The sequence below is a fragment of the Staphylococcus sp. HMSC063F05 genome, assembly GCF_001837075.1.
In the GTDB taxonomy this organism is placed as follows: domain Bacteria; phylum Bacillota; class Bacilli; order Staphylococcales; family Staphylococcaceae; genus Staphylococcus; species Staphylococcus epidermidis.
On the sequence record NZ_KV831358.1, the window covers coordinates 125815 to 149690 of the forward strand.

Below are 23876 nucleotides of genomic sequence, written 5' to 3' on the forward strand. Positions count from 1 at the left end.
GGGAGAGATTAGGTGATTGAATTCAAAAATGTTAACAAAGTTTTTCGCAAAAAAAGAGAAACTATTCAAGCTTTGAAAAATGTATCATTTAAGATTGACCAACATGATATTTTTGGTGTTATTGGTTATAGTGGTGCTGGTAAAAGTACATTAGTTCGGTTAGTCAATCAACTTGAGACAGTATCAGATGGTCAAGTTATTGTTGATGGTCATGAGATTGATACATATAAAGAAAAAGATTTACGTGATATTAAAAAAGATATCGGTATGATCTTTCAACATTTCAATTTGCTTAATTCTAAATCAGTCTATAAAAATGTTGCAATGCCACTTATTTTAAGTAAGACAAATAAGAAAGAAATTAAGGAAAAAGTTGACGAAATGTTAGAATTTGTGGGGCTTGCTGATAAAAAAGATCAATTTCCAGATGAATTATCAGGTGGACAAAAACAACGTGTTGCCATCGCAAGAGCATTAGTAACGCATCCTAAAATATTATTATGTGATGAAGCGACAAGTGCTTTGGATCCAGCTACTACAAGCTCAATTTTAAATTTATTAAGTAATGTGAATCGAACATTTGGTGTGACGATTATGATGATTACACATGAAATGAGCGTAATTCAAAAAATTTGTCATCGTGTAGCTGTCATGGAAAATGGCGAAGTGATAGAAATGGGGACAGTTAAAGATGTCTTTAGTCATCCACAAACGAACACTGCAAAAAATTTCGTTTCGACGGTGATTAACACTGAGCCTTCAAAAGAGTTACGGGCCTCTTTTAACTCGAGAAAAGATTCAAATTTCACAGATTATAAACTGTTTTTAGACTCTGAACAAATTCAATTGCCAATATTGAACGAGCTTATCAACGAGCATCATCTTAACGTTAACGTATTATTTTCTTCTATGTCAGAAATTCAAGATGAAACGGTTTGTTATTTGTGGTTGAGATTTGAGCATGATGAGTCATTTAATGATTTTAAACTTACTGATTACCTTTCAAAACGACATATTCGGTATGAGGAGGTTATATAAATATGTTTGGTTCAAGTTTAGATTCATCTCAATTATTACAAGCTCTATACGAAACATTGTATATGGTGACTGTATCACTTGTAATCGGTGCTTTAATAGGTATACCTCTTGGCATCTTGTTAGTGGTAACTAGAAAAAACGGTATATGGTCGAATACAATATTGCATCAAGTATTAAATCCTATCATTAATATTTTAAGATCAATTCCGTTCATTATTTTATTAATAGCCATAGTGCCTTTTACTAAATTGCTAGTTGGCACATCTATCGGCACAACAGCAGCCATAGTACCACTCACGGTTTATGTAGCACCTTATATCGCACGCTTAGTAGAAAACTCATTACTGGAAGTCGATGACGGGATTATTGAGGCAGCTAAAGCAATGGATGCATCACCTCTTCAAATTATACGTTATTTTTTATTGCCAGAAGCACTTGGTTCATTAATTCTAGCTATAACTACAGCTATTATTGGTCTCATAGGTAGTACAGCAATGGCTGGTGCTGTTGGTGGTGGCGGTATAGGTGATTTGGCTTTAGTGTATGGTTATCAACGATTCGATACAATTGTCATTGTGATTACAGTCATTGTACTTATTATTATTGTTCAAATTATACAAACGTTAGGTAACTTTATCGCTAGGGTTATCCGTAGAAATTAAAATACTAGTAAGTGTTTTATAAATATTTAGGGGGAATTCATTTATGAAAAAGATTTTAAGTTTTTTAATCGTTGCAATTTTAGTTTTATCAGCATGTGGCGGTAATAATGGTAAAAAGGTAACCATAGGTGTTGCATCCAACGACACGAAGGCTTGGGAAAAAGTTAAAGAATTAGCTAAAAAAGATGATATTGATTTAGAAATCAAGCACTTTTCAGATTACAATGTTCCAAACAAAGCACTTAGTGACGGGGATATTGATTTAAATGCCTTCCAACACTTTGCTTTTTTAGATCAATATAAAAAAGCTCATAAAGATACCAATATTGAAGCACTTAGCACTACAGTATTAGCTCCATTAGGTATTTATTCAGATAAAGTTAAGAACATTAAAGATGTTAAAAAAGGTGCGCAAGTTGCTATTCCGAATGATGTATCTAACCAAGCTCGAGCACTTAAGTTATTAGAATCTGCAGGTTTAATTAAGCTTAAGAAGAACTTTGGATTAAACGGAACAACAAAAGATATTGAAAGTAATCCTAAAGATTTAAAAATTAAAGCTGTTGATGCACAACAAACAGCGCGTGCACTTTCTGATGTGGATATATCAGTTATCAATAACGGTGTTGCAACAAAAGCAGGAAAAGACGCTAAAAAGGATCCTATTTATTTAGAAAAAGCAAGTTCAGATGCAGTAAAACCATATATTAATGTTGTAGCTGTCAACTCTAAAGACAAAGATAATAAAACCTACAAAAAAATTATAGAACTTTATCATTCAAAAGAAGCTCAAAAAGCATTAAAAGAAGACACTAAAGACGGTGAAAAACCAGTAGATCTTTCTAAAAAGGAAATCGAAGAAATCGAAAATGAGTTGGCAAAAAAATAATATAAAGTTTTAGCGCAACATTCACCATATAGAAATTTTTAGTCTAGAATTCCAGTTATATGTGATGGTTGCAAAACAATTTTATAGTCAATGACTAAGTTGAAGATATATTTCTATATCTTTCATGGCATTTTACCTTTTTGAAGTGGGATAAAGAATTCATAGCGAATTCTATTCCTACTTCTTTTTTTATTCGAAATGTTGCATTTAGAATCTAGAAATAAGCGTCTGTCCATTTAATATTAATTTGAAAATAGAAAAAACATTACATTCGAAATTGTAAATATAAGGTGCGAAACCATATTAATAATAATTGTGATAAAAAAGACATTGTAATTGACTGCAAAATGTATTAAATTGGATAAATGCAAATATGTTTGAGCGTAGCCCTATTTTTTATTTAAAATAATATTTGTAATCAGAATGTCATCTAAAGCAAACATGCTATACATAATTAAAGAGTATAATATCTTTGTATTGTTAAAACGCGAATAAACAAAACCTAAAGTAGAGGAGGATTTCAAGTGCAAAAAAAATATATTACTGCCATTATTGGAACAACTGCCCTTAGCGCATTGGCATCAACTCATGCACAAGCTGCAACAACGCATACAGTAAAAAGTGGAGAATCTGTATGGTCAATTTCTCACAAATATGGGATTAGTATTGCTAAATTAAAATCACTTAATGGATTGACTTCCAATTTAATATTCCCTAATCAAGTATTGAAAGTATCAGGCTCATCTTCAAGAGCAACGTCAACAAATAGTGGCACAGTTTATACAGTTAAAGCTGGAGATTCATTATCTTCTATTGCTGCAAAATACGGTACAACTTATCAAAAAATCATGCAACTTAATGGGTTAAATAACTATCTTATTTTCCCTGGACAAAAGTTGAAAGTTTCTGGTAAAGCGACGAGTTCCAGTCGTGCAAAAGCTAGTGGGTCTAGTGGTCGTACTGCAACATATACTGTTAAGTATGGAGACTCACTATCTGCAATTGCTAGTAAATATGGGACAACGTATCAAAAAATTATGCAATTAAATGGATTAACTAATTTCTTTATCTATCCTGGACAGAAGTTAAAAGTGCCTGGAGGTAGTTCTAGTAGCTCATCTTCTAATAATACTAGATCAAACGGTGGCTATTATTCACCAACTTTTAACCATCAAAACTTGTATACTTGGGGACAATGCACATGGCACGTATTTAATAGACGTGCTGAAATAGGAAAAGGTATCAGTACATACTGGTGGAATGCAAATAATTGGGACAATGCATCAGCTGCTGATGGATATACTATTGATTATCGTCCTACAGTAGGCTCAATTGCACAAACTGACGCTGGTTACTATGGTCACGTAGCGTTTGTAGAGCGCGTGAATAGCGATGGAAGTATTTTAGTTTCAGAAATGAACTGGAGTGCAGCTCCTGGAAATATGACATATAGAACAATTCCAGCTTATCAAGTGAGAAATTACAAATTTATTCATTAAGAAAATTGTTTAACAATATATAACTATCAAATTAAGCCCATTGATGATTGGATTAAGAATCATCAATGGGCTTAATTATAGTTTTATAAAGATGCTACCAAATCTTTATAATATCGGAAAACTTGACTATTTTAATAAGTCTAAGCTTTGCATAAGTTGTTTGTAATTATTCACTGCGGCGTTATATTTTAAAGTGTCTTTATTTTTCACTTTTTGTAGTGGGTGCTCAATGATGTTAATCATATGTTTTGATAAACTATCAATATCATTTTTTTCAATGAGATAGCCATTTATCCCGTTTTGAATAATTTCACTTGGACCGTAACGAACGTTATAAGATAGGACTGGACACCCCATTTCTATACTTTCCATAAGTGTTAAGCCAAATCCCTCATATTGACTTGTAAGTAGAGAGGCTTTAGAATTCTTAAATTCTTGTAAAGGTTGATTGGTATATTTAAATATTTTAACTTTATCCGATAATTTTAATTCTGAAATCAAAGTATTCATCAATGGAATTTGATTATCTTCATCTCTACCAAATAAATGTAATTCTGTTTGGTAACCACTTTGCAAAAACTTGTGATAAGCTCTAATAATATGATCAATCTGTTTCTCTGTGCTAAAACGGCCTATATATATAAAGCGATTTTGATTGTTTGAGGAATCTTGTTCTACCTCCGTATCTAATTCGATAAAATGTGGTACTAGTTGGAATTGGTCGTCACTTATATGGAAATGTTGCTGTATATCGTGCTTTTGTTGGTGAGTGAGAACAATATACTTATAAACATTTTTTGATTGATTTAAAGCAAATCGATATGATTTTTTTATTTGGTCCCCTGATAAATGCGAGCTATGTAAAACAAGAATATTTTTTGTTTGGTGCGTTTGTTTAAGTAATGGTTTATCTAAAAATCGAGCATCATTAAAGACGATATCTTGATTTTTGAATCTATTCTGAAAATAAAACTGAGCTAATAATTTATCATTTTTAAAGGTCTTATAAAGTTTTTTATTTCTATATATTTCTACGCCATTAATTTTGCTGTTTGGTTTAGTTTTGAAATATCTCTTGCAGTACATAGAGCCCTCAGTATCAAATAATTCGTCGCTATGTTTTAAAGAAGAGTCATCATAATAATATTCTTTTCTATGAAGTTGGCCGTATAAGTTATATTGATGGCGCTCATATTTCAATCCTGATGTGGGAGAAATGAAGTCCTCATATTCAAGAACATTAGACTGTCCATAATACTTTCGAGATCTCACATGACATTCATTATTATAATAATGAATAAGACCACTCTTTTTTCCTTGCTTATCAATAAGTCCTTTAATCTTTCTAGGTGTTTTAATGTATTTTGGATTCCTAGTAATCAATGTTTTTGGGACTTTAAAAAGTTTGAAATTTGATAACCATTCATACATATTCTCGAATTGTATATTTTCTGTAACTTTGTTTTCTTGTCTGTATTTTTTATAAATACTAGGATAATTACCATGATAATTAGTGGTGAGAATTTTACTTGGAATTTTAAATTCTTCATCTAACAGTTTAATTCGTCTGAGTAAAGCTTGAGTTCTACCACCATGGGATAATGGAAGGGTGGTTGTTACTGTGTATATCATAATTAATTCTCCTTTATTTCAAACTTAAATTATTAGATAAGTTGTATAAATTGTTAATTACTTATGATAAACATTTTTATGAAAATTACAAGAATTTTAATAACTATTCAGAATTTGTACTATATAACCGTGTTTGTGTTTAGTATTAAATGCAATGCTTTGTCACACTATTTTATAATTGTTTAATTTGTTTAAAATAAAAAAGAGGTGAGGAAGAATTTTTAATCTATTCATCTCCCCACCTCTTACTTTAAGATAAAAAGTTTAAAAATGATTAGAACAATATTTTTAAAACTAGTCATCTCATAAGAATATATTTTAATGTTTGGCAACTTATTTTTTCTGAAAAAATTTAATTATCAGTTTTAATTTGTTTAGTGATAGTCATATTCATCTCTAACTTTTTTAAAACTTGTGAATAAGCGTACCCCATTGATTGCAAATGATCCAAGTGCACTTAACTTACGAAGTTTAGATGCAGATTTAATAGAAATGTAAAAATCAATGATTGTTCCAAGTGCGCTTAGACCTAATGATAAATAGACAAGTTGTTTATTCTTAGCATTATAGCGAATTCCGTTATAACCATCTACAATGAATCCTGCTACATTGAATAATCTTGATAAACGTGAAGCGTTTGCTTGTTTAGCCATAAATTATGATTCCCTCCGTATACCATACTTATTTTGAAGATTAAAATATTCGAATGTATGGTTAATTGTCATATTTTCAATTAAATGTAGTTTAGTTAAATCATGTAGTAACTTATTTATGATAACATAATACTAAATATAAGTATGAAATTGAAGATATTTATTATGAATAAGGGTGAATTGATGAATGATTAAATGTGTTTGCTTGGTTGAAGAAAAGAATCATCAGTTACTACTTGTACAAGTTCGACATAGAGATAAGTATTATTTCCCGGGTGGTAAAATTGATGAGGGTGAGAGCCTTGTGGAAGCTTTACAGAGAGAATTGAAGGAAGAATTGCGCTTAGAATTAGCTAAAGATGAATTAGAATTTATTGGAACTATTGTCGGAGAAGCCTATCCACAACCTAATATGTTGACTGAACTTAATGGATTTAAAGTTAATCGAGCTATAGATTGGTCAAAAGTTGAAACCGATCATGAAATTACTGACATGAAATGGTTCGATATCAATGACAGTGAAAATATAGCGCCTGCAGTGAATACGTGGATTAAGGAATTTATCAATGATTAATAGATAGGGTTTAAATATTAACATCATATTACGCAACTCAATTTCTATTGATGTGAAGTTTTGATAATATCAAGTTTATGAAAGCGCGCTAATTGAATATTTAAACTGTGCTCATTATAGAAGCCATTAACCTAACCTAGTTGTGCAGGTACATAGATGACTGAATCTTTCTGAGTGAAAAGATTAATGGTTAGACAGTATATGAAAAAACCTATTTGCTATATTATTTTGGCGATGCATTATAGAAAGTTAATGTTGAGCAAAAGTTGTCGGTGAAAAGTGAGTAAGTTGTTACACAGATGTGAGAAAGATATATTTTCATGGGTTAAAGAATTTACGTACACTATCAAATATAAAAAAGAATATGACGAATATTTATTAAAAATGCAATTACTTTAAATTAGGTTTATACATTAAGAATAATATTAAACATCCCATCGCCATATAATAATTAAGTTAAATTGTTTGATTATCAACGCTCGCTTTAATTATTTAAAGGCGATGGGAATATTTTATTTATTTTGTTGATTCGTAAGAGTCTTCTTCTGACTGACATGTTTAATCATAAATGCTGTAATCCATGCAGTAATGGGAATGCTAATTGCAACGGCGATACCACCAAGTAAAATAGCTATAAATTCCTGTGTGAATATCTTCGAATTAATGATGTGTCCAAATGAATATTTTAATTTAAAGAACCAGAAGAATAAAGTTAATTGTCCTCCGAAAAATGCTAAATAAATGGTGTTGGCAGAAGTTGCTAATATCTCTCTACCCACACGCATACCAGACTGAAATAATTGATGCTGATTTAAATTTGGATTAGTCTCATTTAGTTCATACATAGGGGAACTAATTGTTATTGCTAAATCAATGACTGCAGCTATCACTGCAAGAACAATTGTAAATACCATAAATTGTACCATATTAATACCAATATTCATTGAATACACATATGTTTCATCCTGCTGTTCGGTGGCAAAACCTTGTAAGTGACCCATCTCAACTGAAAAGTATATCATGAGTATTAATATAAGTATTGTTACTAAAGTACCTAGAAAAGCCGCTTGTGTTTTTACATTGTAACTATTTAATACAAATAAATTAATTGCGGCTATGATAAAGCAAAATATAAATGTGACAAGATAGATTGGCACACCATATATAATTAAAAGAATACTTATTACAAGAATGATAAAATTTAAAAACAAAGTGAAAAAAGAAATGAGTCCTTTTTTACCTCCGAAAATAACCATTATCAACAATAATAAGAAACCTAAAATAGTAATTGCACTCATTGATTAACACCTCGCAGTTTAAACCATAGTTCCATTAAAGCAATTGTTATAGGAATAGTTAAAACGATACCTATCCCACCAGTTAATGCTCGAGCAACTTCTAATGACCAATTCATCGAAATAGTATAAGTAATAGTGTTAGCATTTTTTAAATAAATTAGAAACATAGGTAAGCTACCAGATAGATATGAAAAGAGAAGTATATTAGTCATTGTTCCCATTATATCCTGACCGATATGTCTTCCGGCAAGAGCCCAACGTTTCATGGAAATTTGAGGGCTACGTTTTAAAATTTCGTACATCCCACTTGCAATAGTAATAGAAACATCCATCACTGCTCCAAGTGTACCTATTAGTACGGAAGCTAGAAAGACATCCTTAGGAGGGAGAGTAAGGAAAGTGATTGTTTCGTATTTTATTCCATTTCCCCCGGTAAATTTGATGATGACTTCGGTAATTCCAACACATAAGAACGTACCAATCAGCGTACTTACAATAGTAATTAAGGTTCGGCTATGCCAACCTGTTACAAGTAGTAAAGTGAAAGAAGTGGAAATGATAATAGCACAAGTCATCAAAAAGAATAAACTTATAGCCCCATATTGATCATGTATTAAAATAGCTCCCATAACGGCAATGGTATTAACGATAAGAGATAATATAGATTGAAGTCCTACTTTTTTTCCTACAACTAAAACAGTAAGTAAAAATAAGCCGGTTATTATGACAACAATAGTATCTCGTTTTTTCTCTATAATAGTTGCGTCTTTAGGATTTTTAGAAATATGTAAAAGAACCTTGTCATTTTTGGAAAATGATTCTGAATCAGCTTGAGATTTCACATATTGGTGGGGAATCGTCGTTGTTTGCCCCTTGAATTCACCATTTAGAATCTTGAATGTTATCTTCTCTTTGTACTTAATATCTTTATTTTTGTGCTCGTCTGTTACCTTTTGTGATTGGATATCAGTAATTTGAGTGATTTGTCCTATAGGCATATTATAAAATCTATCGTTAAAAAACGTGAATATTAACGTACCTAAAAACAGGCAACTAAAGATTATCATCATCCAAGTAAAAGGTGTTTTAAAAAAATTCTTGGATTGCATCTTAAAACCTCAATTCTCAACTTGATAATCATATTGATATAGTGATTATACGACCTTTTATGATTGAACTCAAAAAGTTATCAATGAAATGTTTATGTTGAAGAGTGATAAAGTTTTGCAAAGATAAGATGAATGGTTAATATATAGTCGATTTATTTAATAATGTGCAAATTAAATTCCATGCTATATTAATGTCGTTTTTCTTGTTATCTTTTCGCATAACTACACATAGCATTCGTTTTAATTCTGTATGATTTAAAGGGATTTTAGTCCAATTTACGTGATCATATAGTAAAGAATTTTGACTAGAAATAATAAATCCCTTATTATGACTCAAAATATGTTGAGCGAGTTTCATATCTGAAATCATTCGTACTTGTGCCTTAGTCTTTTCAATCAATTTACTTTTTATTGAGCTTGTCATTGGTTCGAGACAGTATAGTGATTGATTTGTAAATTGAGATAGCGGGGGATGTACAGTCATAGCTAGTGGATGTGATTTGGGCACATACATATAATAATTTTCTTCAAATAAAGGCATGACGCGTAAATGTGTTTCCCGTTCTAACACAGGAGTAAATTCAGTGATTGCAAGATCCAATTGATTGGAAAGGATTTGATCTAATAATTTATCATGTTTTGTAAGTTGCGGAATCATGGTACTGTTACTTTGTTGTTCAAATGTTTGAATTAGGGGAAGAATCATTTGAGAGGCATCACTTTCTTCATATCCAATATAAATTGTCTGTTGGTTATGTGATACGTGTTGTTGAAATGAGTGAATGGTTTTATCCATTAATTCTAGTATTTGAGTTGCCTGTGAGAGTAACTGTCTACCTTCAACAGTTAATATGATATTTCTCCCACTTCTTTTAAATAATGTCACCCCCAATTCTTTTTCGAGTTGAGTGATTTGACGACTAATCGCAGACTGTGCAATGTTTAGTTCTAATGCCGCATCTGAAATATGCTCTCGACGTGCAACCTCTACAAAGTATCTAAGTTGTTTTATATCCATAGTTGATTTCCCTCCATTCAATAAAATAAATACTGTCTTATTCTAAACCTAGTATATCAGTATTTTTTACAATCGTTCTAATAATTAGATGAATTTAATCTAATTTATATATTGAACAGATAAATAAATTACATTATAGTAATTACTATCAAACAAAATTGTCAGAAAATTCTAATAAGGGAGTGTGCATCATGTACAATGAGAAATTTAAAAAGGGACTATACGATTATCGTGAAGAGCATGATGCGTGTGGTATTGGATTTTATGCCAATATGGATAATAAAAGATCTCACGATATTATAGAAAAATCTTTAGAAATGTTAAGACGGTTAGATCATCGTGGTGGAGTAGGTGCCGATGGTATTACTGGTGATGGTGCAGGAATTATGACGGAGATACCATACCAATTGTTCGAACAATTAACAGAATTCAAAGTTCCCGGCGAAGGATATTATGCCGTGGGATTATTTTTTTCTAAAGAGAAAGTTAGAGATTCAATTCACGAAGAGATGTTTAATCAATATTTTGAAAGTGAAGGTTTTAAAGTCATTGGATATAGAGATGTGCCAGTAGATACTCGCGCTATTGCTCAACATGTTGCAGATACTATGCCTTATATTCAACAAGTATTTGTTGACATCACAGGTGTAAAAGAAGTTGAAAAACGATTGTTTTTAGCAAGAAAGCAAATTGAAAAATATAGTGAAACACAATCCATAGATTTATATTTTACAAGTCTCTCTCATAGAACGATTGTTTATAAAGGTTGGTTACGTTCGGATCAAATTAAAGGCTTATATTTAGACCTACAAAATGAGGCATATCAATCAAAATTAGGACTTGTACACTCCCGCTTTAGTACTAATACATTTCCAAGTTGGAAACGTGCACATCCCAATCGCATGCTTATGCACAATGGTGAAATTAATACCATTAAGGGTAACGTAAACTGGATGCGAGCACGCCAAAATAAACTAGTTGAAACATTATTTGAAGATGAGAAAGATAAGGTGCATTTTATTGTTGATGAAGATGGTAGTGACTCATCAATAGTTGATAATGCGTTAGAGTTCTTATCATTAGCAATGGAGCCTGAAAAAGCAGCGATGTTATTAATTCCAGAGCCATGGTTATACAATGAATCTAACGATAAAAAAGTTCGCTCTTTCTATGAATTTTATAGTTATTTAATGGAGCCATGGGATGGACCAACTATGATTTCCTTTTGCAATGGAGATAAGATAGGTGCATTGACTGATAGAAATGGATTAAGACCTGGGCGTTATACAATAACTAAAGACAATTTTATTGTTTTTTCTTCCGAAGTAGGTGTCATTGATGTTCCAGAAGAAAATGTAGCATTTAAAGGACAACTTAATCCTGGAAAGTTATTACTTGTAGACTTTTTGCAAAATAAGGTTGTAGAAAATAATGAGCTAAAAACTAATATTGCTAATGAGTTGCCCTACGAACAATGGCTAAAAGATTATAAAAATAAAAATGATTTAGATAATATTTATTACCAATCTTCCGACTGGGATGATCAAACACTCTTCCGCTTACAGAAACAATTTGCTTACACTAAAGAAGATATCAATAAATATATGACAGATTTAGTCATCAATAAAAAAGATCCCATCGGAGCGATGGGATATGATGCACCTATTGCAGTTCTTAATGATAAGCCTGAGTCACTATTTAATTATTTTAAACAATTATTTGCACAAGTTACCAATCCACCCATCGATGCTTATCGAGAAAAGATTGTAACTAGTGAACTTTCATATTTAGGTTCAGAAGGGAACCTCTTATGTCCTGATGAATCAGTTTTAGAAAGAATTCAATTAAAAAAACCAGTTTTAAATGAAGCGCAATTATCATCAATCGATCATTCGTATTTTAATGTAACGTATTTATCTACACTTTATACAGGTGATTTGGAAAGTAGCTTAAATGAACTAGGGAACCGAGCAATACAGGCTGTACATGAAGGTGCGAAAATTTTGGTGTTAGACGATACGTCTTTAACTCACGAAAATAGTTATGCAATGCCAATTTTATTAGCGTTAAGTCACGTGCATCAATTATTAATTCGAGAAGGATTAAGAATGGAGACCAGCCTCATTGCGCAGTCCGGTGAAACACGAGAAGTTCATCACGTTGCATGTTTACTTGGTTATGGTGCAAACGCTGTAGTTCCATATTTAGCGCAACGAACGATTGAACAATTAACGCGTCAAGGTCAACTTTCAGGAACTGTCGCTGAAAATGTTGCTACGTATACCAATGTATTGTCAGAAGGCGTTATTAAAGTGATGGCTAAAATGGGCATTTCTACTGTACAAAGTTATCAAGGAGCACAGATATTTGAAGCGGTAGGTTTATCGAATAGCGTCATTGAAAAATATTTTACAGGTACACAGTCAAAATTATCTGGTATAAGTATTGAACAAATAGACAAAGAGAATAAAGCGAGACAAAGTGATGATTCTGATTATCTTGAATCCGGAATTGTATTCCAATGGAGACAGCAAGGTCAGCATCATGCATTTAATCCTCGTACGATTTTTTTATTGCAGCATGCATGTAGAGAAAATGATTACGAGTTATTTAAAAAATTCTCCAAAACTGTAAATTTAAAACGTACGGATCATATTAGACATTTATTAGAATTCAAGACACGCCAATCTATTGATATTAGTCGTGTTGAACCAGCAAGTGAAATCGTAAAACGTTTTAATACAGGAGCAATGAGTTACGGCTCTATCTCAGCAGAGGCACATGAGACGTTGGCTCAAGCTATGGATCAAATTGGAGGTAAAAGTAATAGTGGAGAAGGTGGAGAAGATTCTTCACGTTACGAAATTCAAAAGGATGGAAGTAATAAGATAAGTGCGATTAAGCAAGTTGCATCAGGTCGTTTTGGGGTGACGAGTGATTACTTGCAACATGCAAAAGAAATTCAAATTAAAGTCGCACAAGGCGCTAAACCAGGGGAAGGTGGACAACTACCAGGTTCAAAAGTATATCCATGGATTGCTGAGACTAGAGGTTCGACACCAGGTATAGGATTAATTTCACCACCACCACACCATGATATTTATTCAATTGAGGACTTAGCACAGCTCATTCATGATTTAAAAAATGCAAATAGAAGAGCTGATATTGCAGTTAAGCTTGTATCAAAAACTGGCGTTGGAACTATAGCTTCAGGGGTAGCTAAAGCTTTCGCCGATAAAATTGTTATAAGTGGTTATGATGGAGGTACAGGTGCATCGCCTAAAACAAGTATTCAACATGCAGGTTTGCCATGGGAGATAGGCCTTGCCGAAACACATCAAACACTTAAATTAAATGATTTGCGTAGTCGCGTAAAATTAGAAACGGATGGTAAGTTACTGACGGGTAAAGATGTAGCTTATGCTTGTGCGCTTGGTGCAGAAGAATTTGGTTTCGCAACAGCACCACTTGTTGTTTTGGGGTGTATTATGATGAGGGTTTGTCATAACGATACGTGTCCAGTAGGGGTTGCAACACAAAACAAAGATTTAAGAGCTTTGTTTAGAGGTAAGGCACAGCATGTAGTTAACTTTATGTATTTTATAGCTGAAGAATTACGTGAAATTTTGGCTTCACTTGGTTTAGAAACAGTAGAAGAGTTAGTAGGAAGAACAGATCTTCTTCAACGTTCGACGCAATTGAAACCAAATAGTAAAGCAGCTTCGCTTCAAATAGAACATTTAATAGAACAATTTGACGGGGTTAATACGAAAGAGATATCACAAAACCATCATCTTGATGAAGGATTCGATTTGAATTATCTGTACCCAGACGCACGCTATAGTATTGAAAACGGGCACTCTTTTACCGGAAATTATGTTGTTAATAATGAACAGCGAGATGTAGGTGTAATTACAGGTAGTGCGATAGCTAAACAATATGGAGAAGAAGGATTACCTGAAGATACGATACTTGCTTACACTGAAGGTCATGCAGGTCAAAGCTTAGCTGCATATGCACCACGCGGATTAACAATCCATCATACCGGTGATGCTAATGACTACGTAGGTAAAGGATTGTCCGGTGGAACTGTCATCGTAAATGCTCCAAATAGTCAACGTGAAAATGAAATTATAGCAGGAAATGTAAACTTTTACGGGGCTTCTAGAGGTAAAGCGTTTATCAATGGTAAAGCTGGTGAGCGTTTCTGTATCAGAAATAGTGGTGCAGATGTTGTAGTAGAAGGTATTGGTGATCATGGACTTGAATATATGACAGGGGGACATGTCATTATCTTAGGAGATGTTGGAAAGAACTTTGGCCAAGGCATGAGCGGGGGCGTAAGTTATATTTTCCCTTCTGACGTGGAGAAATTTAAAAAGGTTAATGCGCTTGAAACTTTAGAATTCAGTAGCATACGTTTTGATGAGGAAAAATCTCTTATCAAAGACATGCTTGAAGCACATTTTAAGCATACACGTAGTAACAAAGCACGCCAATTACTTGACCAATTTGACAATATTGAAAAGTTAGCAATTAAAGTTATTCCGAAAGATTACAAATTAATGATGCAAAAAATTGATTTGAAAAAACGTCAAATGGAACGTGAAGATGAAGCAACACTGGCAGCGTTTTATGATGACAGAGAAACAATTGAACAAGAGCTACAGCCAGCAGTCATTTATTAAAGAAGTGAGGGATTATCATGGGCGAATTTAAAGGATTTATGAAATATGATAAACAGTCGCTATCAGAATTGTCTTTGGTAGACCGTCTTTCGAATCATGAAGCGTTTCAACAACGCTTCACTAAAGAAGATGCTTCGATTCAGGGTGCGCGCTGTATGGATTGTGGAACACCTTTTTGTCAAACTGGGCAATCTTATGGAAGAGAAACAATAGGATGCCCTATTGGTAATTATATACCTGAGTGGAACGACTTAGTCTATCATCAAGATTTTAAAGCTGCTTACGAAAGATTGAGAGAGACGAATAATTTTCCTGAATTTACAGGAAGAGTTTGTCCTGCACCATGTGAGCAATCATGTGTTATGAAAATTAATAGAGAATCCGTGGCGATTAAAGGTATTGAACGTACAATTATTGATGAAGCATATGAGAATGAGTGGGTTCATCCCGCATATCCTGAAGATCATAAAGACCAACGAGTTGCTATCGTAGGTAGTGGTCCAGCGGGACTTACAGCAGCTGAAGAATTAAACTTTAAAGGCTATAAAGTTACTGTTTATGAAAAGGCGCATGAACCAGGCGGCTTGCTAATGTATGGTATACCAAATATGAAACTAGATAAAGACGTAATACGTCGACGTGTATCACTTATGAAAGATGCTGGGGTTTTATTTAAAACAGGCGTTGAAATTGGCGTCGATGTGAGCCGTGAAACACTTGAAGAAAATTATGATGCTATTATTTTATGCACAGGTGCTCAAAATGCGAGAGATTTACCATTGGAAGGACGAATGGGCTCTGGTATTCATTTTGCAATGGACTATCTTACTGAACAAACACAGTATCTAAATGGTGAGATTGAAAGTTTGAGCATTACTGCTAAAGATAAGAATGTAATTATTATAGGTGCTGGTGATACTGGTGCAGACTGTGTAGCGACAGCATTACGTGAAAACTGTAAATCTATTGTTCAATTTAATAAATATACGAAACAGCCTGAAGAGATTACTTTTGAAAGTAATACTTCCTGGCCATTAGCAATGCCTGTTTTCAAAATGGATTATGCGCATAAGGAATATGAAGCTAAATTTGGTCAAGAACCAAGAGCCTATGGTGTACAAACAATGCGCTATGATGTTGACGAGTTAGGAAATGTTAAAGGCTTATATACACAAATATTAAAAGAAACGCCTGATGGCATGGTGATGGAAGATGGACCAGAACGATTTTGGCCGGCTGATTTAGTCTTATTATCTATAGGGTTTGTTGGTACTGAAACCACTGTTCCGCATGCGTTTGATATACACACCGAGCGTAATAAAATTGTAGCTAATGATACAAATTATCAAACTAATCACGCTAAAATATTTGCTGCAGGAGATGCAAGACGAGGTCAGAGTTTGGTTGTTTGGGCAATAAAAGAAGGTCGTGAAGTAGCACATTCTGTTGATCAATACTTAAGTAAAGAAGTTCTAGTGTAAACTCAAGAATAATTATATTGACTTTTAATTAAAGTCATTATATTATTGTTATTGTGTTAATTGGAGGAATACCCAAGTCCGGCTGAAGGGATCGGTCTTGAAAACCGACAGGGCCTTAACGGGCCGCGGGGGTTCGAATCCCTCTTCCTCCGCCATTAGAATTTAAATTCCAAGACTAATAGATACCGAAGAGGCTGGGACATAATTCCTAGCCTCAGATTTTTTATATACTCTACTTCATAATCATTTCAATGACAGCTCTAATATTTTCACCTATATATTTATCAACATGTTGAGCAAGGTAATAGTGACGTTTCACATTTAAAGTTGTTATCATTAATTTTTCATAATCTTCTGGATGAAGTGCTGATTTTGAAATAATTGCAAACCCATTTCCAGCCTCTACCATTTGTTTAATAATCTTAATATTGTTAATTTCTATCAAATATGGATTTAATTTCAACTCAGAAAGACCTACTTCCTGATAAAACCTTGTTCCAGACCCTTTTTCTCTAACGAAACATATATCCATTCTAGGTTGAATCGATTTTTTGTAAATATACACCATTTCGTCTTCCATTATTTCCTTACATTTTATTGCATTGTCTTGAATTTCCTTTTCTACAATACCTATATCTACTCTGTTGTGTTTAATATCATTTATAACAGAATCTGAATTATTAACACGTAAATGAATATGTAACTTAGGGTATTGTTGCATAAGACTGGTAAGCTGTTCTGATAATAAATATTCACCATATGTATAACTGCTTCCAATTGTTAAGGTGCCTGAGATGATTTCAGATTCCGATGTTAAGTTTTGCCATAATTCTTGTTCAATACTTTCCCGTTGCAATGCGTATTGTAATAGCTTTTCGCCATCTCTAGTTAGTTTTAAATATGGAGATTTAAATTCAAATATTTTAACATTATATTTTAATTCTAAACGTTTAATATCACGACTCACAGAAGGCTGCGAAGTATATAAATTTTCTGCTGCTCTAGTAAAACTTTCTGTTTTCATTACTTCAATTAATACCTTATACGGATCCATGCATCATTCTCCTTTAATTCTAATATAACATTTTTGATATATATACTATACTTATTATTTATTTAACGCTATAACAATAACGTGCTAAGATTTCATATCGAGGTGAAAGTACATATGAAATCAATAACGCAGGCTTCATTTATGAAAGGTATTATGTTTACATTTACGATTGCAATAATCAGTTATATATTAGCTAAATTTCCTATTTTACATACGATTGGGGCGTTAGCTATTGCCATCATTTTTGCGATGATATACCGCCAAGTCATAGGTTATCCTGAGCATATTCGCCCAGGTATTACGTTTGCATCGAAACGTTTATTAAAATTTGCGATTATCTTATATGGGTTAAAATTAAATATGGGAGATATTCTAGGTAAAGGTTGGAAATTACTACTTATTGATATTATCGTAATTATCTTTTCAATAAGTTTAACTTTACTTTTGAATCAAATTATTAAAGGAAATAAAGATATCTCTATACTACTTGGTATTGGTACAGGAGTATGTGGAGCTGCAGCTATTGCAGCTACAGCACCAATCTTAAAATCTAAAGAAAAAGACATTGCAATAAGTGTAGGTATTATTGCACTAGTTGGAACTATATTTGCACTTATTTATACAGCTATCGAGGCTATTTTTAACATACCTACTATAACTTATGGTGCTTGGACAGGTATCAGTCTACATGAAATCGCTCAAGTCGTTTTAGCAGCAGGTATTGGCGGGTCGGAGGCAATGACATTTGCTTTACTTGGAAAATTAGGCCGTGTGTTTTTACTTATTCCATTAAGTATTGTCTTGATTTTGTATATGCGTTATAAGTCACACTCAAGTCAAGTACAACAAAAAATCGATATTCCTTACTTTCTAATTGGATTTATTATAATGGCTTGTATCAATACATTTGTTCCTATTCCTTCATTACTTATGAATATTATAAATGTTATTACAACGTTATGTATGTTAATGGCGATGGTTGCTCTAGGATTGAATATCGTTTTAAAAGAAGTTATTTCAAAAGCACTTAAACCATTCATTGTGATCTGTATAACTTCAATTTGTCTGTCTGGTGTGACTCTCTTAGTTACGTCTATAATGTTTAAATAAGGTGACATGTTATATGTTTATATTTAAAATAAAAAAGAGGCTAGAAATTATGTCCTAGCTTTTATGTTGTATTTGTAATTTATATATATGAATAAATTTTCAATGTAACTCATTGTGCAGAAAATTTAAATGCTTTTGGAAATAAAGAATTAATGACCGTAGGAGAAATGTCTTCAACGACAATTAATCATTGAAAAGGATTTGAAATTAGATATAAGTTATTCAAGTAAGTCTATTACTTTTAAAACTTTTCCATCTTTTAACTACGGAATTTTTGGTGATCATTTTACACCTTTTACAGCTACTGTCAGAAGTACTGTTTTTTAAAAGTTACCAGATGTTTTCAATATACTATTTCAAAACATTTAGCCACAGAATTTAAGTTCAAAGAATTTTCAAGACGACGATAATTACATTTTAATGAGGTTCAAAAAATCGTCGTGTTTGTCTTTTAAGTGAAGAAGATTAAATTTTTACGCTTGCAAAGAGAGGCAGAATTATAGTAATATAGTTCTTACCGTGCTAGGTGGGGAGGTAGCGGTTCCCTGTACTCGAAATCCGCTTTATGCGAGACTTAATTCCTTTGTTGAGGACGTATTTTTGTGAAGTCTGCCCGAAGCACGTAGTGTTTGAAGATTTCGGTCCTATGCAATATGAACCCATGAACCATGTCAGGTCCTGACGGAAGCAGCATTAAGTGGATCCTCATATGTGCCGTAGGGTAGCCGAGATTTAGCTGTCGACTTCGGTAACGTTTATGATATGCGTTCGATACAAAGGTGCATGGTTTTTTACTTTAGATTTAAGCAAATTTTTATATAGATAATAAAGATCTAGGTTATGAAACTTAGATGTATAGTCCGATGTGAAGTTATTTAAATTTCATTCAGGGCTATTTTTTTATTTACAATTAAACTAAATATAATAGCTATTGATTTCTATCTTAAGTTGGAGTAGTTACTACGAAACACTATAATTATTTATCTAAATATTCATTTCAATGTTTGATGTTAAGTGTGATGTTTTACTTCAAGTCATTTTTATTAAATGGATTAATAACGAATAATTTGTTAAAGTTATATCGTTGTAAAATGAAAACCTAGTTAATTAAAAAATTTACGTCGAAATATAGAATGGCTTATTAAAATGGAGGATACATGCATATTTATTTAAGTACTTTAACAGAGGTCGATTATGAAACGTCACTAAATAGTATAGAAAATAATTATAATCTAAATCCAGAATCCAGTTGGCAAGATCGAGCGCGCGTTAAAAATCTAAGAAAACTTGAAAGCTACAATTATGAATTAGAAGTTATAGCTAAGAATGAATTGAATGAAGTTATAGGTCACGTTGTGTTAGCAGAGGTTAAGTTGTCGTCTAAAAACAAAAAAGCGATAGCGTTAGCCATTGGTGCACTGTCAGTAGATAAATCTATTCGAAACCAAGGTTTAGGTCAAGCCCTGTTAAAAGCTGTAGAAGAACGTGCTAAAGAACAAGGCTATTGTGCTATTTTTGTAAATAATCATCCTCAGTACTTTGAGAAATCTGATTATGAAGCAGCCCATTTATATAATATACATATAGAAGAAAAACGAAATCATCAATCATTATTAGTAAAATTTCTAAAACCAGTTCAAAATGAATGGTCTGGAATGACGGTGTATTATCCGGAAGTACTGGATTGATTTTAATTGATAAGAAAATATAAGAGCGTGATATAATAATGAGTAATTGTTAATGGAGGTGCTACGGTGGATTACCAAGCTTTGTATCGTATGTATAGACCGCAAAGTTTTGATGATGTGGTTGGACAAACGCATGTAACTAAAACGCTGCGTAATGCAATTTCAAAAGGTAAACAATCCCATGCATATATTTTTAGTGGTCCGAGAGGTACGGGTAAAACTAGTATTGCAAAGGTTTTTGCCAAAGCTATTAATTGTCTTAATAGTGACGATGGTGAACCTTGTAATGAATGTGCGATTTGTAAAGGAATCACACAAGGTACGAATAACGATGTAATTGAAATTGATGCTGCAAGTAATAACGGTGTAGATGAAATAAGGAATATTAGAGATAAAGTTAAGTACGCACCTAGTGAATCTAAGTATAAAGTATATATTATTGATGAGGTTCATATGTTAACTACTGGTGCTTTCAATGCTTTGCTTAAAACATTAGAAGAACCACCAGCGCATGCTATATTTATCTTGGCAACAACAGAACCACATAAAATTCCACCCACTATTATTTCGAGAGCGCAACGATTTGACTTTAAAGCAATTAGCAGTGACCAAATTATAGATAGACTTAAGTATGTAGCTAATTCTCAATCTTTGGATTACGATGACGCAGCATTAGAATTTATTGCTAAAGCATCAGAAGGTGGTATGCGAGATGCATTAAGCATTATGGATCAAGCAATAGCGTTTGGAGACGAACGACTTACTTTACAAGATGCTTTAAATGTTACAGGTAGTGTTGATGAAGCGGCATTAAATGAGTTATTTAATGACATTGTAAAAAGTGATGTTAAAGCCGCATTTAATAGATATCATCATTTTATTTCAGAAGGTAAAGAAGTCAACAGACTCATTAATGATATGATTTACTTTGTTAGAGATACAATTATGAATAAAACGTCTAACGAATCCGTTCATTTTGAATCACTTATTCATTTCGACTTAGATATGTTATACAGGATGATAGATATCATCAATGATACACTAGTATCCATTAGGTTCAGTGTAAATCAAAGTGTTCATTTTGAAGTGTTGCTAGTTAAACTTGCAGAAATGATTAAGACACAGCCTCAAACTGTACAAAATGTAGCAACAGCATCGGTAGCTAATGAACCAGATAATGAGATGTTATTACAACGTTTAGAACAACTTGAAAATGAGCTTAAAACCTTAAAAGAACAAGGGATCAAAACTAATAAAGTTAGTCAACAACCTAAGAAACCAACACGTACGATTCAACGATCTAAAAATACGTTTTCTATGCAACAAATAGCGAAAGTATTAGACAAAGCAAACAAAGATGATATCAAATTGTTGAAGAACCATTGGCAAGAAGTGATTGATCATGCAAAAAGTAATGATAAAAAGTCTTTAGTAAGTTTGCTACTGAATTCAGAACCAGTAGCAGCTAGTGAAGATCATGTGTTAGTTAAATTTGATGAAGAAATTCATTGTGAAATAGTAAATAAAGATGATGAAAAGAGAAACAATATTGAAAGTGTAGTTTGTAATATAGTTAATAAAACTGTCAAAGTAGTTGGAGTGCCGGCTGACCAATGGCTGAGAGTGAGAGCAGAGTACTTACAAAATCGTAACACCAATGAAACACATCAAAGCGAAAAACAAAGCACACAACAGTCTCAACAAATAGATATTGCTCAAAAAGCTAAAGACTTATTTGGTGAGGAAACTGTACACTTAGTTGATGAAGACTGATACATGACAAGCGATATCTTGGTATGTATAATGTAATAAAAGCTAAATTTTTATAGAAATTGTTTACTATTAAGGAGGAAGTGAAATTATGCGCGGTGGCGGAAATATGCAACAAATGATGAAACAAATGCAGAAAATGCAAAAGAAAATGGCTCAAGAACAAGAGAAATTAAAAGAAGAACGCGTTGCTGGAACAGCAGGCGGAGGTATGGTGACTGTTACTGTAACAGGTCATAAAGAAGTTGTGGATGTAGAAATTAAAGAAGAAGCTGTTGATCCAGAAGATATTGAGATGCTTCAAGATTTAGTATTGGCGGCTACAAATGAAGCGATGAATAAAGCAGATGAGTTAACACAACAACGTTTAGGTAAGCATACTCAAGGCTTAAACATCCCTGGAATGTGATGAAATATGCATTATCCAGAACCTATATCAAAGCTTATCGATAGTTTTATGAAACTGCCAGGCATTGGACCAAAGACGGCTCAACGTCTGGCTTTTCATACTTTAGATATGAAAGAAGACGATGTTGTTAAGTTTGCTAAAGCACTAGTTGATGTTAAAAGAGAACTTACCTATTGTAGTGTTTGTGGGCATATTACAGAAAATGATCCTTGTTATATATGTGAAGATAAACAGCGAGATCGTTCTGTCATATGTGTAGTTGAAGATGACAAAGATGTCATAGCAATGGAAAAAATGCGTGAATATAAAGGTTTATATCACGTGCTTCATGGTTCGATTTCACCAATGGATGGTATTGGGCCTGAAGACATCAATATACCTGCATTAGTTGAACGCCTCAAAAACGATGAGGTGAAAGAGCTTATATTAGCTATGAATCCTAACCTAGAAGGCGAGTCTACTGCAATGTATATATCTAGGTTGGTTAAACCAATTGGGATTAAAGTCACAAGACTGGCACAAGGTTTATCTGTAGGCGGCGATTTAGAATATGCTGATGAAGTGACTTTATCTAAAGCAATTGCAGGTAGAACGGAAATGTAATAATATCTACTATTTTAAAGTCTGGGATATAAGTCTATATTCTAGACTTTATTTACATTTAAATAGAAGAAGATTGAACACGCTTATATATGAATCTTCCCAACATAGAGAATTTCACTGAGAAATTCAACAGACAAAGCAAGTTGGGGTTCGGTAATGGATTGAAACAAAGAAGAATATGATAAGATTTCTGTTTCGCTTTTTAGAATTCAGACTTATTGAGTTCACGGAAAGGCTTTTATAATTACATTTATTATTAATGAGGATAAGAATCAATCCTTCTTTACCCAAGGATGATGTAAAGTATTTGGAATAAAAAACAAGGATTATAGTAAAATAGTAAAAATATTTTAAAATGAACAACAAAAATAAAGTTTGTGAATAGGGTTTGTATAGGCGTTTAAGTTTTATTTTAGCAACCATTTTTCTGTATAACACGTTTATAATTAAATTTCATACAAAAAAAGTTCGGTTTTTCCTCCGGAGTAATTTGAATTGTTTTTGATAGTGTAATTTTTACTGTTGTTAAAACGAGAATAAGTCTGTATAGTGTTTATTTGTTGAGCGAAACAACTTAACGAATCATTAAACAAACGACTAAAATTAATTTCAAAAAGTTGTTGACTTAAACAATCATGAAGAGTATAATTAATTCTTGTCGGTAAGAAAATGAACATTGAAAACTGAATGACAATATGTCA

General features: G+C 32.7%; 18 protein-coding genes, 1 tRNA gene, 1 other RNA gene and 1 pseudogene. 15 read left to right on the forward strand and 6 right to left on the reverse strand.

The features are described from left to right. The first annotated feature begins 12 nt into the window (after positions 1-12). From HMPREF2576_RS09340 to aae, 4 genes are all read left to right on the forward strand, one after another. The gene (locus HMPREF2576_RS09340; RefSeq protein ID WP_001832450.1) at positions 13-1038 is read left to right on the forward strand and encodes a methionine ABC transporter ATP-binding protein; all 1026 of its coding nucleotides are present in this window, start codon (positions 13-15) and stop codon (positions 1036-1038) included. A 2-nt stretch (positions 1039-1040) separates the two neighbouring features. Next, positions 1041-1700, forward strand: coding sequence for a methionine ABC transporter permease (locus tag HMPREF2576_RS09345; RefSeq protein WP_002485216.1), 660 nt, complete (start codon positions 1041-1043; stop codon positions 1698-1700). A 43-nt stretch (positions 1701-1743) separates the two neighbouring features. Beyond that, positions 1744-2589 (forward strand): dipeptide ABC transporter glycylmethionine-binding lipoprotein, encoded by an 846-nt coding sequence (gene gmpC / locus HMPREF2576_RS09350; protein WP_002456836.1) that lies wholly within the window; start codon positions 1744-1746, stop codon positions 2587-2589. 524 nt (positions 2590-3113) lie between these two features. After that, on the forward strand, positions 3114-4088 hold the full coding sequence (gene aae, locus HMPREF2576_RS09355) for an autolysin/adhesin Aae (protein WP_001829380.1): 975 nt from the start codon (positions 3114-3116) through the stop codon (positions 4086-4088). Between the two features lie 126 nt (positions 4089-4214). Here the strand turns inward: aae and HMPREF2576_RS09360 are convergent, their stop codons facing one another. Both HMPREF2576_RS09360 and HMPREF2576_RS09365 read right to left on the reverse strand, forming a co-directional pair. Further along, positions 4215-5720 (reverse strand): glycosyltransferase, encoded by a 1506-nt coding sequence (locus tag HMPREF2576_RS09360; protein WP_001832460.1) that lies wholly within the window; start codon positions 5718-5720, stop codon positions 4215-4217. Positions 5721-6094: 374 nt separating this feature from the next. After that, positions 6095-6373, reverse strand: a complete 279-nt coding sequence (locus HMPREF2576_RS09365) for a hypothetical protein (RefSeq protein ID WP_001829373.1) — start codon at positions 6371-6373, stop codon at positions 6095-6097. 187 nt (positions 6374-6560) lie between these two features. Here HMPREF2576_RS09365 and HMPREF2576_RS09370 point away from each other — a divergent pair, with 187 nt between their 5' ends. Further along, positions 6561-6947 (forward strand): NUDIX domain-containing protein, encoded by a 387-nt coding sequence (locus HMPREF2576_RS09370; RefSeq protein ID WP_001829379.1) that lies wholly within the window; start codon positions 6561-6563, stop codon positions 6945-6947. Positions 6948-7459: 512 nt separating this feature from the next. On the opposite strand, the gene HMPREF2576_RS09375 is transcribed toward HMPREF2576_RS09370, so the two are convergent. The 3 genes from HMPREF2576_RS09375 to gltC all read right to left on the reverse strand — a co-directional run bounded on the left by HMPREF2576_RS09375 (position 7460) and on the right by gltC (position 10372). Then, on the reverse strand, positions 7460-8245 hold the full coding sequence (locus HMPREF2576_RS09375) for a YibE/F family protein (protein ID WP_001829362.1): 786 nt from the start codon (positions 8243-8245) through the stop codon (positions 7460-7462). After that, complete coding sequence (locus tag HMPREF2576_RS09380; protein ID WP_002437110.1) at positions 8242-9354, reverse strand: YibE/F family protein; 1113 nt, start codon at positions 9352-9354, stop codon at positions 8242-8244. Before HMPREF2576_RS09380 ends, HMPREF2576_RS09375 begins: the two co-directional genes overlap by 4 nt. Positions 9355-9490: 136 nt before the next feature. Beyond that, a complete protein-coding gene (gene gltC / locus HMPREF2576_RS09385; protein ID WP_002456837.1) occupies positions 9491-10372 on the reverse strand; it encodes a glutamate biosynthesis transcriptional regulator GltC in 882 nt (293 codons plus the stop codon). Positions 10373-10563: 191 nt separating this feature from the next. Here gltC and gltB point away from each other — a divergent pair, with 191 nt between their 5' ends. The 3 genes from gltB (at position 10564) to HMPREF2576_RS09400 (ending at position 16696) form a co-directional block, all read left to right on the forward strand. Continuing rightward, on the forward strand, positions 10564-15060 hold the full coding sequence (gene gltB / locus HMPREF2576_RS09390) for a glutamate synthase large subunit (RefSeq protein ID WP_070856526.1): 4497 nt from the start codon (positions 10564-10566) through the stop codon (positions 15058-15060). Positions 15061-15077: 17 nt separating this feature from the next. After that, a complete protein-coding gene (locus HMPREF2576_RS09395) occupies positions 15078-16541 on the forward strand; it encodes a glutamate synthase subunit beta (RefSeq protein WP_001829340.1) in 1464 nt (487 codons plus the stop codon). A 62-nt stretch (positions 16542-16603) separates the two neighbouring features. Beyond that, positions 16604-16696 (forward strand) — tRNA-Ser (locus tag HMPREF2576_RS09400). A gap of 77 nt (positions 16697-16773) precedes the next feature. Here the strand turns inward: HMPREF2576_RS09400 and HMPREF2576_RS09405 are convergent. After that, positions 16774-17595 carry a LysR family transcriptional regulator gene (locus HMPREF2576_RS09405; RefSeq protein ID WP_001829404.1) on the reverse strand — a complete coding sequence of 274 codons (822 nt, stop codon included), beginning with the start codon at positions 17593-17595 and terminating at the stop codon, positions 16774-16776. A gap of 114 nt (positions 17596-17709) precedes the next feature. Between HMPREF2576_RS09405 and HMPREF2576_RS09410 the strand changes: the two genes are divergently transcribed. The 7 genes and pseudogenes from HMPREF2576_RS09410 to recR all read left to right on the forward strand — a co-directional run bounded on the left by HMPREF2576_RS09410 (position 17710) and on the right by recR (position 23175). Further along, on the forward strand, positions 17710-18705 hold the full coding sequence (locus tag HMPREF2576_RS09410) for a YeiH family protein (RefSeq protein WP_001829391.1): 996 nt from the start codon (positions 17710-17712) through the stop codon (positions 18703-18705). 189 nt (positions 18706-18894) lie between these two features. Beyond that, positions 18895-19115 (forward strand): annotated as a pseudogene (locus tag HMPREF2576_RS12555) (trehalose operon repressor); the annotation flags it as partial. Between the two features lie 107 nt (positions 19116-19222). Next, positions 19223-19492, forward strand: an RNA gene (ffs, locus tag HMPREF2576_RS09415) — signal recognition particle sRNA large type. 370 nt (positions 19493-19862) lie between these two features. Further along, positions 19863-20393, forward strand: a complete 531-nt coding sequence (locus HMPREF2576_RS09420) for a GNAT family N-acetyltransferase (protein ID WP_001829347.1) — start codon at positions 19863-19865, stop codon at positions 20391-20393. Positions 20394-20459: 66 nt separating this feature from the next. Beyond that, positions 20460-22166, forward strand: coding sequence for a DNA polymerase III subunit gamma/tau (gene dnaX, locus HMPREF2576_RS09425; protein WP_001829412.1), 1707 nt, complete (start codon positions 20460-20462; stop codon positions 22164-22166). Positions 22167-22254: 88 nt separating this feature from the next. Then, the gene (locus HMPREF2576_RS09430; protein ID WP_001829343.1) at positions 22255-22572 is read left to right on the forward strand and encodes a YbaB/EbfC family nucleoid-associated protein; all 318 of its coding nucleotides are present in this window, start codon (positions 22255-22257) and stop codon (positions 22570-22572) included. Between the two features lie 6 nt (positions 22573-22578). Beyond that, positions 22579-23175 carry a recombination mediator RecR gene (gene recR, locus HMPREF2576_RS09435; RefSeq protein ID WP_001829377.1) on the forward strand — a complete coding sequence of 199 codons (597 nt, stop codon included), beginning with the start codon at positions 22579-22581 and terminating at the stop codon, positions 23173-23175. Positions 23176-23876: the final 701 nt, after the last annotated feature.

What these genes read in the sequence shown, in the direction of transcription:
- HMPREF2576_RS09370 (WP_001829379.1), top strand. Translation starts at nt 6,561, where the DNA reads ATGATTAAATGTGTTTGCTTGGTTGAAGAAAAGAATCATCAGTTACTA.
- gltC (WP_002456837.1), bottom strand. Translation starts at nt 10,372, where the DNA reads ATGGATATAAAACAACTTAGATACTTTGTAGAGGTTGCACGTCGAGAG.
- gmpC (WP_002456836.1), top strand. Translation starts at nt 1,744, where the DNA reads ATGAAAAAGATTTTAAGTTTTTTAATCGTTGCAATTTTAGTTTTATCA.
- HMPREF2576_RS09360 (WP_001832460.1), bottom strand. Translation starts at nt 5,720, where the DNA reads ATGATATACACAGTAACAACCACCCTTCCATTATCCCATGGTGGTAGA.
- HMPREF2576_RS09395 (WP_001829340.1), top strand. Translation starts at nt 15,078, where the DNA reads ATGGGCGAATTTAAAGGATTTATGAAATATGATAAACAGTCGCTATCA.
- HMPREF2576_RS09365 (WP_001829373.1), bottom strand. Translation starts at nt 6,373, where the DNA reads ATGGCTAAACAAGCAAACGCTTCACGTTTATCAAGATTATTCAATGTA.
- HMPREF2576_RS09420 (WP_001829347.1), top strand. Translation starts at nt 19,863, where the DNA reads ATGCATATTTATTTAAGTACTTTAACAGAGGTCGATTATGAAACGTCA.
- HMPREF2576_RS09380 (WP_002437110.1), bottom strand. Translation starts at nt 9,354, where the DNA reads ATGCAATCCAAGAATTTTTTTAAAACACCTTTTACTTGGATGATGATA.
- HMPREF2576_RS09405 (WP_001829404.1), bottom strand. Translation starts at nt 17,595, where the DNA reads ATGGATCCGTATAAGGTATTAATTGAAGTAATGAAAACAGAAAGTTTT.
- HMPREF2576_RS09375 (WP_001829362.1), bottom strand. Translation starts at nt 8,245, where the DNA reads ATGAGTGCAATTACTATTTTAGGTTTCTTATTATTGTTGATAATGGTT.
- HMPREF2576_RS09410 (WP_001829391.1), top strand. Translation starts at nt 17,710, where the DNA reads ATGAAATCAATAACGCAGGCTTCATTTATGAAAGGTATTATGTTTACA.
- gltB (WP_070856526.1), top strand. Translation starts at nt 10,564, where the DNA reads ATGTACAATGAGAAATTTAAAAAGGGACTATACGATTATCGTGAAGAG.
- HMPREF2576_RS09345 (WP_002485216.1), top strand. Translation starts at nt 1,041, where the DNA reads ATGTTTGGTTCAAGTTTAGATTCATCTCAATTATTACAAGCTCTATAC.
- HMPREF2576_RS09430 (WP_001829343.1), top strand. Translation starts at nt 22,255, where the DNA reads ATGCGCGGTGGCGGAAATATGCAACAAATGATGAAACAAATGCAGAAA.
- recR (WP_001829377.1), top strand. Translation starts at nt 22,579, where the DNA reads ATGCATTATCCAGAACCTATATCAAAGCTTATCGATAGTTTTATGAAA.